This is a genomic window from Catenulispora yoronensis, from assembly GCF_039531695.1.
GTDB classification, from domain to species: domain Bacteria; phylum Actinomycetota; class Actinomycetes; order Streptomycetales; family Catenulisporaceae; genus Catenulispora; species Catenulispora yoronensis.
Genome location: NZ_BAAAQN010000024.1, coordinates 105,814 through 118,773, shown reverse-complemented (window position 1 = coordinate 118,773; position 12,960 = coordinate 105,814). Strand labels below are relative to the sequence as shown.

Annotated in this window: 11 protein-coding genes; 3 read left to right on the top strand and 8 right to left on the bottom strand. The window is 71.6% G+C overall.

Annotated elements, in window-relative coordinates; all coding sequences use genetic code 11:
• Positions 1–69: 69 nt before the first annotated feature.
• Positions 70–837, bottom strand: coding sequence for a maleylpyruvate isomerase family mycothiol-dependent enzyme (locus ABD481_RS21055; RefSeq protein WP_344667418.1), 768 nt, complete (start codon positions 835–837; stop codon positions 70–72).
• 190 nt (positions 838–1,027) lie between these two features.
• Here ABD481_RS21055 and ABD481_RS21050 point away from each other — a divergent pair, with 190 nt between their 5' ends.
• Genes ABD481_RS21050 through ABD481_RS21040 form a run of 3 tightly spaced genes read left to right on the top strand, consistent with a single transcriptional unit; the run spans position 1,028 to position 3,267 of the window.
• Positions 1,028–1,510 carry a hypothetical protein gene (locus ABD481_RS21050; protein ID WP_344667417.1) on the top strand — a complete coding sequence of 161 codons (483 nt, stop codon included), beginning with the start codon at positions 1,028–1,030 and terminating at the stop codon, positions 1,508–1,510.
• Positions 1,507–2,448, top strand: a complete 942-nt coding sequence (locus ABD481_RS21045; RefSeq protein ID WP_344667416.1) for a hypothetical protein — start codon at positions 1,507–1,509, stop codon at positions 2,446–2,448. Before ABD481_RS21050 ends, ABD481_RS21045 begins: the two co-directional genes overlap by 4 nt.
• Positions 2,449–2,478: 30 nt before the next feature.
• The gene (locus ABD481_RS21040; protein WP_344667415.1) at positions 2,479–3,267 is read left to right on the top strand and encodes a HEAT repeat domain-containing protein; all 789 of its coding nucleotides are present in this window, start codon (positions 2,479–2,481) and stop codon (positions 3,265–3,267) included.
• Positions 3,268–3,294: 27 nt separating this feature from the next.
• Here ABD481_RS21040 and ABD481_RS21035 read toward each other — a convergent pair whose 3' ends face one another.
• The 7 genes from ABD481_RS21035 to purB all read right to left on the bottom strand — a co-directional run bounded on the left by ABD481_RS21035 (position 3,295) and on the right by purB (position 12,960).
• Entirely contained in the window at positions 3,295–5,760 is a 2,466-nt protein-coding gene (locus tag ABD481_RS21035; protein ID WP_344667414.1) for a cell wall-binding repeat-containing protein, read from the bottom strand.
• 98 nt (positions 5,761–5,858) lie between these two features.
• A complete protein-coding gene (purL, locus tag ABD481_RS21030; RefSeq protein ID WP_344667413.1) occupies positions 5,859–8,231 on the bottom strand; it encodes a phosphoribosylformylglycinamidine synthase subunit PurL in 2,373 nt (790 codons plus the stop codon).
• Positions 8,228–8,914, bottom strand: a complete 687-nt coding sequence (gene purQ / locus ABD481_RS21025) for a phosphoribosylformylglycinamidine synthase subunit PurQ (protein ID WP_344667412.1) — start codon at positions 8,912–8,914, stop codon at positions 8,228–8,230. The genes purL and purQ overlap by 4 nt, the downstream gene beginning before the upstream one ends.
• Positions 8,914–9,195, bottom strand: a complete 282-nt coding sequence (gene purS, locus ABD481_RS21020; protein WP_344667411.1) for a phosphoribosylformylglycinamidine synthase subunit PurS — start codon at positions 9,193–9,195, stop codon at positions 8,914–8,916. The genes purQ and purS overlap by 1 nt, the downstream gene beginning before the upstream one ends.
• A gap of 43 nt (positions 9,196–9,238) precedes the next feature.
• Entirely contained in the window at positions 9,239–10,447 is a 1,209-nt protein-coding gene (locus ABD481_RS21015) for a TDT family transporter (protein ID WP_344667410.1), read from the bottom strand.
• Positions 10,448–10,544: 97 nt separating this feature from the next.
• A complete protein-coding gene (locus tag ABD481_RS21010) occupies positions 10,545–11,432 on the bottom strand; it encodes a phosphoribosylaminoimidazolesuccinocarboxamide synthase (protein WP_344667409.1) in 888 nt (295 codons plus the stop codon).
• A 217-nt stretch (positions 11,433–11,649) separates the two neighbouring features.
• The gene (gene purB / locus ABD481_RS21005; RefSeq protein WP_344667408.1) at positions 11,650–12,960 is read right to left on the bottom strand and encodes an adenylosuccinate lyase; all 1,311 of its coding nucleotides are present in this window, start codon (positions 12,958–12,960) and stop codon (positions 11,650–11,652) included.

Here is a 12,960-nt window from a genome sequence, read left to right as displayed (position 1 = left end):
AATGAGTCTAAGCCACGGACTGTGATGATCCTCCCGACCGATGCACCGTTTGTTCGATTTATGTGGTGTTCATCCCATCAGTGGAAGGAACTCCTGGAGATCGGCGCGGGAGCCCGAGGCCGAGATCTTGGCCTCGGCCAGGGCTTCGTCCCAGGTCACGCGCCCGGCGGCGAGCCGCAGCCAGGTCTTCGGCGCGATCTCCACCACGTTGGGCGGGGTGCCGCGGGTGTGCCGCGGGCCGGGCACGCACTGCACGGCGGCGAACGGCGGGACCCGCAGCTCCACCGAGTTGCCCGGCACCTTGGCCGCCATCGCGTCGGCGAGCTGCCGGACGGTGATCGCCAGCGCCTCCCGGTCGTGCGGGAACTCCCGGCCGGTGGAGCGCTCCAGGTCGTCGCCGTGCACGACGGCCTCCACGATCCGCGAGACCAGGAAGTCGTCGAACCGCATCCCGCCGAAGCGCATGGCGATCGGCTCCTCGTCGCCGTAGCGGGCCATCACCTTCTCGGCCGCGGCCACCTCGTCGGCCAGCACCACGCCCTGCCCGACCAGCTCGCGGGTGCCGGCGTCGACCATCGAGGCGGCGGTCGGGCTGGCCGTCATCCAGTCGAAGACCTCGGCCTCGACCCCGGCCACCGGCTCGGCCGCGCGGACCTGGACGGTGTGCACGGTGAAGGCCACGTGCCCGACCAGGGTCCGCACGTCCCATCCGGTGAGCTTCGAGGGCTCGGCGAGCTGCTCCGGAGTGAGGGCGGCGGCGTAGTCGACATGGGCCCGCCACTGGTTCAGGACGGCCTGGCGGACCTTGGCCGGCTGGGGTCTGCGCGTCTTCGGCATGGGGTGAAAGGTAGTCCAGGCCGCCGACCGGCGAGCAGAGCCAATGGCGATGCTTTGGCCCGTATACGAGTTGGTTTGACATCCGAATAGCGGTACGGATCCGGAACCTCGCGGCAAACTCATCCAATCCGGTGAATCAGTGTCGCGAGTTGCGGTGATCTGCCTGATTCGCGACTACGGTGCTGTCACCGTGATCACCGCTGAGACCTCCCCCGCGCCCGCCGCCCCGCCGACCGCCGCCGCCCCGCCCGCTCCGGTGCGGGCCGCCCTGGCGGCCGCGATCGACGTGCAGGCGTACCGGATGGACCAGCTCTCGGCCGCGATCGTGCGCGCCACCGCGCAGGTGGCGTGGTCCGGGCGGGCCGCCGAGCGGTTCCGGGCCCGGGCCGCCGAGCGGTCGCGCGAGTGCCTGCAGCTCGCGGTGGCGCTGCGGGCCTCCGCGGACCGGGTCCAGGTGGCGGCGATGGGTCCGGCCCCGGACCGGGGCCCGGCGCACCTCGGCTCGGACCTCCGGCACTACCCGGCCGCGCAGGGCGGTCAGGGCCAGGGCGGTCAGGTCAGTCAGGTCAGTCATGTCAGTCAGGGCGGTCAGGGCGGTCAGCTCGGCCAGGTCAGTCAGGGCGGCCAAGTCGGCCAGCTCGGCCAAGTCGGCCGACGCGGACCCGCGCGATGACCGCCGCCGAGCCGGCGGCCGTCGGCGCCAGCTTCTACGTCCTCGGACCGGAGTTCGAGTGGCTGGCCTCGGCCTGGGAGGGCTTCGCCCGCGAGCTGGCCGAGGTCGGCACCCTGCTGCGGCACGTCGCCGAGGCCGCGGCCGACGACTCGTACCTGGCCCCGGAGTCCTCGGGGCTGGCCGCGCTGGAGTCCGCGACCGACCGGCTGGTGCGCGAACTGGTCGACGACGCGGCCCGGATCCGCCGCACGCACTACACGTACGAACAGGCCGACGCCGCGGTGCACGCCGCGATCCCGACCGTGCCGCCGTCCGCGCCGCTCACCGGCCAGGGCTACGACCTCCCGCTCGGCCCTCGCCCGGCCGGCTCCGCGCCGCCGTTCGGCGGCGCGCTGGAGGACGACCCGGCGCCGTACGTGTCCCGGAGCGCCGCCCCGGACGCGTTCTCCTACGCCACGATCGAAGAGTCCTCGGCCGGCGACTCCAACCTCTGGCATCCCGCCGAGCCCAAGGACCTCTCCGAGACCGCGCTCGGCACGCTGAGCCGCTTCCGCCGCCAGATCATGGCGCGCGCCGAGCATTGGGTTTCCCAGCGTGTGCCGTACAACCAAGGGGTCTGGCACGAGGGCTACCGCACCGACTGCGCGGGCTACGTCTCGATGTGCTGGGGTCTGCGCGACTCGATGGTGACGTCGACGCTGCCGCAGATCTCGCATCGGATCGCCAAGGACGATCTGCGCGCGGGCGATGCGCTGGTGAACACTGATGTCGCCACCGGCCACGTCATCCTGTTCGATCGCTGGGCCGACTATGCGCACAGTTCTTATGTGGGCTTCGAGCTGTGTCCTCAGGGGACGCTGCATCATGTGATCCCGTATCCGTACTACGGCGGGTTCGGCGCGTATGAGCCCTACCGCTACAACAATGTGGGTGACTGAGCCGCGCCGTGGATCTACCGTGGTCGCACTATGGCCCTGTTCGTACATCTGACGCCGGAGAAGAACGCGGCGCGCGTTCGCCGCTCCGGCCTGTCGCCGCAGAGCTGGTCGCGCAGTGAGGATCCGCGGCTGGGTATCTACTGCACGCCGCTGCTGCCGGACTACACGCTGACGCACCAGTGGTCTCGTGAGTTGATCCGCTTTAAGACACCGAACATGGTCGCGGTCCATTTCCGGATCCCCGACGACACTCCGGTGACGGTCGGGTACTACGGCAAGCCGCCGAAGCCGGTGACGGCTGCGCAGGCTGTGGCGCAGTTCCTGTCGCTGTCTCCTGAGGACACCCGCGGTTACGAGGTTTTCTTGCCACGCGGCGTCAGCGCTAAAGAGATCCGGCGCATCAAGTCTCTTCGGCGGCCGGTCGGCTGGCGCTATATGCCGAACGCGCATGGTCGGCGACCGTGCCCATGTTGTGTATGGCCCGGCGAGTACGGCGGCGCCAAGATCCGCAAACGCTCTACGGACTACAACGGTAGTGACACCCGCTCCCGCCAAGAGATTCTCGCCCGGCTGGCCACCGCACAGGACAGCACTGAGATAGTCGCGCTGCTGGACAGGCTCCGCGGGCGGCAGCAAGGCGATGTGTTCCGGGTGGCCCACCTCGTCGACCACCCGGACGCCGAAGTCCGCGAAGAACTCGCCTACGCACTCGCGGGATTCAGACCGAAGGTCGCCGCGGAGCTTCTGGAGAAGCTCCGCGGCGACCCGGTCAAAGCGGTCCGTGAGGCTGCGGGCGCCGATGAGGACGAGGACGGCTAGCGCCGCCGGGCCAACCGCGCCCGACGCCTACTGCGTCATCGGCACCGCGTGCGTGGACGGCCCGGGACGCTCGGTGTCGGCGGCGTCCGGGGTCTTCGCCGCGAACGGGTACTTCCCACCGGGGGTGAATCCGTCGATCACCACGTGGCCGGGCACCCCGATCACGCCGGCGGCCTGGTTGGCGATGGTGTTCGGCAGCGCCGCCGGACCGCCGAGCAGGTGCAGTGCGAACAGGCTCGCCGACTGGCTCCGCAGGTAGGACAGCAGCGCCGGGCTGATCCCGGCCGGGTCGGTGAGCAGCAGCGGCCCGCCGCGGTGGCCGACCATTGCGCCGCCGGACAGGGCGTCCGGCCAGGTGCCGCCGGTGGCCAGGGCCACGTCGGTGTTGCTGGTGAAGAAGGTCTGGGCGACCATCAGCGCGGTGGCGTAGCGGTCGTTGCCCGCCAGCTTGGTCCGGGTCACGGTGGACGGCCACTTCGGCAGCTTGCCGCCCTTGTACGCGGCGACCAGCGCGGTGTCCCCGGGGCCGCCGATGGTGACGATCGCGGTGCCGTTGGCCGCCGACCGGTCCGGGTTCAGCGCGTTCAGGTAGGCCGCGGTCTCCTTCGGCATGGTCGCGCCGCTGGTCAGCAGCACCGGCTCGCCGACCGCGCCGGCGGCCAGGGCGTCCGGGTAGTTGTCGCCGCTGGCGACCATGACCGTGCGCGGATTCGGGCTGATCTGCTTGGCGATCTGCACCGCGGTGTCGTAGCGGGTCTCGCCGGAGAGCCGGACCACGTGGTACGCGGACAGCGCCGAAGCCACCGCCGGCGACAACGCCGCGGTACCGCCGAGCAGGTACACGGTGCCGCCGGGCGCGAGCACCCGGCCGATCTCGGCCTTCACCGCCGGATCCAGCCGCGCCGGATCGGTGATCAGCAACGGCGCGTTCTTGCGCACGGCCAGCGCCGAACCGCCGAGCGCGTCGGCGAAGGTGTCGCTGCGGGACAGCACGACCGCCCCGGCGGTGACCCGCCGCGGGTCCCCGGCGTCGCCGTGGGCCGCGAAGTTCAGCTGCGAGGCCGCGACGGCGGTGGACACCCGGTCCGAGCCCCACTCGCGGATCACGTGCGAGTCGATGATCGGCGGGGTCCAGACCGGGGAGGTGGCGTTCGGGATCGACCCGACCGGCGCGCCGGTGGCGGCGTTGATCTCGACGACCTCGCGGTAGGCGGCATCCGAGTAGGCCAGGAGCTTCCCGTCCGGCGACCAGGACGGCTCGGAGACGTCGTCGGCGCCGTGGGTGAGCTGGGTCAGGCCGCTGGTGCCGTCGGCGCCGACGACGAACAGCTGGTGGACACCCGCGGAGTCGGTGCGGACGAAGGCGATTCGGCTGCCGTCAGGGGACGGGGTGCCCCAGTTCGCGTCGGCGATGAGCCGCTTGGCAGCTCCGTTGGCGTAGCGATAGAGGCTGCGGTCGGGGCTGGGGTGGTCCCCGGTGCTGTGGGCCACGGTCAGCAGCAGCGAGCCGTCGGGCAGGAAGCGCGGGTGCTCGAACTGTATGCGGTCCGACAGGGTGGCGGTCAGCTCCGGAACCTGGATTTGGATCTGGAAGTCGGCGTTCGAGGTGGCGGCGCTGCCGTCCGTGGGATACACGGAGACGAACGGGTCCGCCACGACGACTGTCGAGCCGTCGGGCGAGATCGCCGCCTCGGGCGGGATCTCGCTCAAACCCCCGTTGCGGACCAGGACCGGCTCACTGCCGTCCGGACGCGCCGCGTACAAGCCCTTGTCGTTGTAGTAGAACAGTCTGTTGCCCAGCGGACTCCAGGTCTGGACCGGTGATCTGTAGTCCTCGGCCGGTTCCTTGGCGACCACAGCGCCGTCGACGCCGCTGCCCGGGTTGCTGACAAGCGCGTCGCCCCGCTTGAAGCTGATCGGCGCGACACTGCCGACCGGCACACCGGGCGCGCCGGTGAGCTGCACCCCGGTCGGGGCGCCGGCCGGGAGTGGAACGGTGGCGTGGTAGCGCAACAGTCCGTGCAGGGGCCCTCCGCAGTTCGCCGAGAACTCGATCTGGGCGTTCGTGACGCGCCCCTCGGTGAAGGTCAGCTCATCGAACCTGAACGTGGACGAATAGCAGGTGCTGTAGCCCGTGAAATTGGCTGTCGGGGCCGGGCTGTCGGTCGTCGAGTAAGTCCGGCCGACCGTCAGCTCCTGGCCGGCGGGCGCGGTCACCAAGGACATCAGAGTGAGCGGAGTCCCGGCGGTCGGGATGTGCGAAACGTCGAATTCGATAAGGTCCGGCCTGCCGCCGATCAAAACCGTTTGCAGCGACCCGGGCCAGACGCCCGAGACGCCGTGGGTCACCCCGTTCGCCGATGATGAGTCGATGATCAGCTCGGTGTCGGCGTCGTTCGGCACGGCCGCGTGGGCCGACACCGCCGCATAGGGAACCGCCCCCAACAAAGCCAGCGCCCCCACAGCCATGGCCGACAGTCTCTGTGCGGGCACGCGCACCCCTCTCCGGTGAATAGGTCAAGATCAGGGAGCCTAAGCTAAAGCAGGAGGGCCCCCGCACAGCAGGGACCCTCCTAAGTACTTTTCCTACGTCAGGCGTCTACCACCGAGTGCCCGAACAGCTTCCGGAACGGCGCGGTGTGCGCCGCCCGCAGCTCGTCGAGCGGCACGGTGAACTGGCCTTGCACCTCCAGTGCGGTGCCGTCGACCACGCCCACGCGGGCCACCGGCAGTCCGCGGGCCACGCACATGTCCGTGAAGCGCAGCTCCTCGCTGCGCGGCACGGCCACGACCGCGCGGCCCGCCGACTCGGAGAACAGCGCGACGAACGGGTCCAGCGGGGCGCCCTCGGCGTCGGTCTCGGGGAGCACCAGGCGGGCGCCGTGGCCGCCGCGCAGGCAGCTCTCCACGACCGCCTGGGCCAGGCCGCCGTCGGAGAGGTCGTGCGCGGCGGACAGCATGCCGTCGCGGGAGCCGGCGATCAGGACCTCGCCGAGCACCTTCTCGCGGGCCAGGTCCACGCGCGGGGGCAGGCCGCCGAGGTGGCTGTGCACCTCGTGCGCCCATTCCGAGCCGCCGAACTCGTCGCGGGTGTCGCCGAGCAGCAGCAGGATCTCGCCCTCGCGCTCGAAGGCCGACCGGGTGCGGCGGTCGACGTCGTCGATCACGCCGAGCACGCCGACCACCGGCGTGGGGTGGATGTTCGTCTCGCCGGTCTGGTTGTAGAACGACACGTTGCCGCCGGTGACCGGGGTCCCCAGCTCCAGGCAGGCGTCGGCCAGGCCGCGGCAGGCCTCGGCGAACTGCCACATGACGTCCGGGTCCTCCGGCGAGCCGAAGTTCAGGCAGTCGGTGACGGCCAGCGGCTTGGCGCCGGTGGCGGCCACGTTGCGGTAGGCCTCGGCGAGCGCCAGCTGCGCGCCGGAGTAGGGGTCGAGCTTGGCGAACCGGCCGTTGCCGTCGGTGGCCAGCGCGACGCCGAGCGAGGTGCCGGGCCGGGCGGCGTCCAGGCGCACCAGGCCGGAGTCCTCGCCGTGGCCCAGGACGGTGTTGCCCTGCACCCGGTGGTCGTACTGCTCCAGGGCCCAGCTCTTGTCGGCCAGGTTCGGCGAGCCGACCAGGCGCAGCAGGGTGGCGCGCAGCTGCTCGGCGTTCGCCGGGCGGGTCAGCCGCTCCGGGGTCGGGGCGTCGGCCTGGAGCGCGTCCTGCCACTGCGGGCGGGCGAAGGGCCGGTTGTAGACCGGGCCCTCGTGGGCCAGGGTGCGCGGCGGGACGTCGACGATCAGCTCGCCGTGCCACCACATGCGCAGCCGGCCGCTGTCGGTGACCTCACCGAGCGCGGTGGCGGTGACGTCCCACTTCTCGCAGACCGCGAGGAAGGCCTCGACCTTGGCCGGCTCGACGACGGCCATCATCCGCTCCTGCGACTCCGACATGAGGACTTCCTCAGGGGTCAGCGTCGAGTCGCGCAGCGGGGCCAGGTCCAGCCGGACGTCCATGCCGCCGGTGCCGGCCGCGGCCAGCTCGGTGGTGGAGCAGGTCAGGCCGGCCGCGCCCAGGTCCTGGATGCCGACGACCAGGTCGGCGGCGAAGATCTCCAGGCAGCACTCGATGAGCACCTTCTCCATGAACGGGTCGCCGACCTGCACGCTGGGGCGCTTGGCCGGGCCGTCCTCGTCGAAGGTGGCGCTGGCCAGCACCGAGGCGCCGCCGATGCCGTCGCCGCCGGTGCGGGCGCCGAACAGGATCACCTGGTTGCCGGGGCCGGGGGCCTTGGCCAGCTTGATCTCGTCGGCCCGCATGACGCCCACGCACAGCGCGTTCACCAGCGGGTTGCCCAGGTAGCAGGGGTCGAAGACGATCTCGCCGCCGATGTTCGGCACGCCCAGGCAGTTGCCGTAGCCGCCGACGCCGGCCACCACGCCCGGCAGCACCCGGGCGGTGTCCGGGGCGTCGGCCGGGCCGAAGCGCAGCGGGTCCATGACGCCGATCGGCCGGGCGCCCATGGTCAGGATGTCGCGGACGATGCCGCCGACGCCGGTGGCCGCGCCCTGGTAGGGCTCGACGTAGGAGGGGTGGTTGTGCGACTCCACCTTGAAGGTGACGGCCAGACCCTCGCCGACGTCCACGACGCCGGCGTTCTCGCCCGGGCCGACCAGCAGCGCGGCGGTCTTGGGGGCCTTCTCGCCGAACTGGCGCAGGTGCACCTTGGAGGACTTGTAGGAGCAGTGCTCGGACCACATGACCGAGTACATGGCCAGCTCCGAGGAGCTGGGGCGGCGGCCCAGGATCTCGCGGACCCGCAGGTACTCGTCCTCGGTCATGCCGAGCTCGCGGAACGGCTGCTTGACGTCCGGACTGGCCTCGGCCTTGGCGACGGTGTCGAAGGACGCCGCGGTGTCCTGGAACACGTCGGTGGTGTCGAAGACGTGCTCGGAGTGCTCGGAGGAGGTGCCGGTGCTCATGCGGAAACCAAGCTCTTGAGGATCGAGGTGAAGAACGGCAGGCCGTCGGTGCCGGGGCCGGGGTAGGGCCCGGTCAGGTCGTCGATGGCGTACTCCGGGTGCGGCATCAGGCCGACGACGTTGCCGGCGGCGTTGCTGATGCCGGCGATGTCGCGCGCGGCGCCGTTCGGGTTGGCCGTGTAGCGGGCCAGGACGCGGCCCTCGGCCTCCAGCGCGTCCAGGGTGCGCTCGTCGGCGACGAAGCGGCCGTCCATGTTCTTGATCGGGATGACCGCCTCGGCGCCGGCCTCGTAGTCCGAGGTCCAGACGGTGCGGTTGTTCTCGATCCGCAGCTTCACGTCGCGGTTGATGAAGTGCAGGTCGCCGTTGCGGATCATCGCGCCTTCGAGCAGGTGCGCCTCGCACAGCACCTGGAAGCCGTTGCAGATACCCAGGACCGGCAGGCCGTCGCGGGCCGCGTCGATGATCGGGTCCATCACCGGGGAGAACCGCGCGATGGCGCCGGCCCGCAGGTAGTCGCCGTAGGAGAAGCCACCGGGGAGCACGACCGCGTCCACCTGGTGCAGGTTCTTGTCACGGTGCCACAGCTTCACCGGCTCGGCCCCGACCGCCGCGGCGGCGCGCAGCGCCTGCTGGTCGTCCAGGGTGCCGGGGAAGGTGACGACGCCGATACGGGCCGGCATCAGGCGTTCTCGGCGGTGTCGGCGGGGGCGCCGCCGGCCGTGAGCACCGTGACCTCGAAGTCCTCGATCACGGTGTTGGCCAGCAGCTTCTCGGCCATCGCGGCCGCGGTGGCCTTCAGGGTCGCCGGGTCGGCGTCCTCGAGCTCCAGCTCGAAGCGCTTGCCCTGGCGGACGTTGGTGACGGAGTCGAAGCCCATTCGAGGCAGTGCGCGCTGCACCGCCTGCCCCTGGGGGTCGAGGATCTCGGGCTTGAGCATGACGTCGACGAGGACGCGGGCCACGGGTACTCCCATTCGCTTCAGCCGCGGCACGTCCGCGCCGCGGCTACTGGGTGGCGGTGATCCCCAGTCTACCGGCGGTTATGGATGGTCCCGGCCGGGCGAACACCCGCACGAGTCCGGCCGTCCGGGCCGCCGTGACCGCCCAGGCGCCGACCAGCAGGACGTACAGCGCGGCGGCGAGGGCGGCGTACGCGGTCAGGCCGGTGTGGCGCCACAGGCCGGCGGCGCCGGTCACGCAGGTGCCGACCGGGAAGGTGAAGGCCCACCAGGTGAGGGCGAACGGCATGCCCTTCGCCAAGGCCTCGACAACCATCAGCGACGCGATGAGCAGCCAGATCATGGCGAAGCCCAGCACTGGGACGCCGTAGGCCACGGCGAGCGGCCGGAGCAGGGCCGCCGCCTGCGGGCCCACCGCGCCGGGCGCGACATCGGCGAGGTTGTTGACGGCGGTCACCGACTGCCCGAGCGGGCCGAGCACCAGGAACAGGCCCGGGGTGGCGGCCAACGCCCCGACCCGGTGGTGGACCAGCTTGCCGAAGATCAGCGGGAGGATCACGAGGGTCGCCAGCAGGCTGATGCCGAACATCGCGTAGCAGCCGAAGACCATGGTGGCGCGGGCCTGCCCGGCGGCCAGGTGCGGGACCAGCTGCGGACCGGTGGCGGCCGAGACCATCGGCGGGACGACGGGCAGCAGCCACGCCGGGGCCGCACTGCCCGGCGGCAGCTCGTGGCGGGTCATCATCAGGTACGGCACGACCACGGCGGTGGCCAGGCCGACCAGGGTGCCGGCCAGCCACAGCGGCCAGGCCAGACCGAGCGCGGCGCCCTCCCCGATCCAGCCCCTGCCGACGATCATGGTCCCGGCCGCGACCGCGGTCATCGCCATGGACAGGCAGCCGTAGAAGGGGGCGACGGCCGGATCGAGCAGGTCGCGGCGGGCCTGGTCGGCGTGCCAGCGCCAGTGCGCGGCGCGTGCCAGGAGGACCACGGCCAGCCAGAGGGTCGCGGCGGCCCAGACCAGGGTGATCGCGAAGCGGGGGACGCCGGAGGCGAAGCCGGGCAGCGTGGCGCCGGCGTTGGCGACGATGGCGGTGCCCATGACGGAGGCGTACCAGTTCGGGCCTATGGGGCGGAAGGCGGCGCGGAGGTGCTTGGCGGTGGGGTTCGCGGTACCGGGCTTGGCCGGGACGGGGTTCGCGGGTGCGGAGGCGTGGTGCTTCGGAGGGATGAGGACCTGCGCCGTGTCAGCCATACCTCAAGGCTCAGCCCCGGCGGTGTCCGCCACTAGCCCCCGATCAAGGATGGGGTCATAGGCAGACTCTATGACCCGACCCTGTGACCTGTGCCTCTTAGTCGAACTTCTCGCCGGTCAGGCGCTCGTAGGCCTCGACGTAGCGGGCCCGGGTGGCCTGCACGACCTCCTCCGGCAGGGCCGGCGGCGGGGTGTCGGACTTGCGGTCCCAGCCGGAGGCCGGGGAGGTGAGCCAGTCGCGGACGTACTGCTTGTCGTAGGAGGCCTGCGGGCGGCCGGGGCGCCATTCGTCGGCGGGCCAGAAGCGGGAGGAGTCCGGGGTCAGCACCTCGTCGGCGAGCACCAGCGTGCCGCCGGGCAGCCGGCCGAACTCGAACTTGGTGTCGGCGAGCAGGATGCCACGGCCCTCGGCGATGTCGCGGGCGCGGCTGTAGACGGCCAGCGTCAGGTCCTTCAGGCGGGCCGCCAGTTCGGGGTCGGCGATCCGCTCGGCCATCTCCTCGAAGCTGACGTTCTCGTCGTGCGCCCCGACCTCGGCCTTCATCGCCGGGGTGAAGATCGGCCGGTCCAGGCGCGACCCGTCGACCAGGCCGGCCGGCAGCGGCACTCCGTTGGCGGTGCCCGTCTGCTCGTACTCGGCGAGCCCGGACCCCGTCAGATAGCCGCGCGCCACGCACTCCACCGCGACCATGTCCAGCCGCCGGCACAGCATCGCGCGCCCGCGCAGCTCGTCCTTGTACGGCGCGAGCTCCGCCGGGAACTTGTCCACGTCGGCGGTGATCACATGGTTCGGCACCAGGTCGGCGAGCTGCCCGAACCACCACATCGACAGCTGCGTCAGGATCCGCCCCTTGTCGGGGATCTCGCTCTCCAGCACGTAGTCGTACGCGGAGATCTTGTCCGAGGCGACGAGCAGCAGATCGTCCCCGACCGCGTACAGGTCTCGGATCTTGCCGCTGGCGAGGTGGTTCAGGCCGGTGATCACGGGATCAGCGTACCGGCGGACGCGGCGATCCTTCGATCGGCGTAGCCGGGGGCGGTACGGGGCGCCACCGGGCGCCGGACGCCGATTGTTTCACGGGAAACAGTCATAACAGAATGCTGATGGCCTGGTCAGCGGGGCGGAGCAGCACGTCGGGGCTGCGGACAAGGGTCTGCGGCCCCGACGGTTGCACGAGTCTCGGCGGCCGGATCGGCCGCCGTCAGCTCAGCTTCGCCAGCTTCTCGAACATCCCGTCCAGGCGCTGTACGAAGCGCTCCGGCCGGGTGGCCTCGTCCAGGCGGGCCTCGTCGATCTCCAGGCCGGCGGTAGCGGCCTCCTCGCGGAGGGTCTCGCGGAACGGGCGGCCGGTCTCCCAGGTCTTCATCGAGGCGCGCTGGGTCAGCGGGTAGGCCTGGGTGTCGCGCTCCAGGCCCATCTCCACCAGCTCCAGCAGGACCGTGGAGGAGTAGACGAGGCCGCCGGTGGAGTCCAGGTTGGCGCGCATCCGGTCGGGGTCCACGACCAGGCCGCTCATCAGGCGGATGGTCAGGTTCAGCATGTAGTCCAGGGCGATCGAGGCGTCCGGGAGGGCGATGCGCTCGGTGGAGGAGTGCGAGATGTCGCGCTCGTGCCACAGCGGGATGCCCTCCATCACCGGGACGATCTGGGCACGGACGATGCGGGCCATGCCGGCCAGGCGCTCGGAGATGATCGGGTTCTTCTTGTGGGGCATGGCCGAGGAGCCCTTCTGGCCCTTGCCGAACGGCTCCCACAGCTCGCGGACCTCGGTGCGCTGGCCGTGCCGCACCTCCAGCGCGATGGCCTCCAGCACGGTGGCCATGATCGCCAGCGCCGAGGTCCACTCCGAGACGCCGTCGCGCAGGATCACCTGGGTGGACACGTCGGCGGCGGTCAGGCCCAGCTTGTCGGCGACGAAGACCTCGATCGCCGGGTCGATGTTGGAGTAGGTCCCGACCGCGCCGGAGATGGCCATCACGCCGACCGCCTCGCGGGCCCGGCGCAGCCGGTCCCGGGAGCGGGCGACGCCGAACGCGAAGTCGGCGACCCGGTGGCCCCAGACGTCCGGCTCGCCGTGGATGCCGTGGGTACGGCCGACGCGCAGCGTGGCCCGGTGCGCCAGCGCGTGGTCGCGCAGCACCGCGACCAGCTGGTCGGCCTTGGCCAGCAGCAGGTCGGTGGCCTCGGTGAGCTGGAGCGCCAGCGCGGTGTCCAGCAGGTCCGAGGAGGTCATGCCGAAGTGCACGAAGGCGGCGGCCTCGCGCGGCTCGGTGTTGTCGGCCCAGGCCGACAGGAACGCGATCACGTCGTGCTGGGTGACGGCCTCGATCTCGGCCACCGCCTCCGGCGTCGGCGGCGCCGCCCGGCGCACCGGCTCCACCGCGGACTCCGGAATCGTGCCGGCCGCCGCGTGCGCCTCGACGACCAGCGTCTCGACCCGCGCCCACAGCTCGTACTTGTGGGCCTCGGACCACACGCGGCCCATCTCGGGGAGGGTGTAACGCTCGATCAT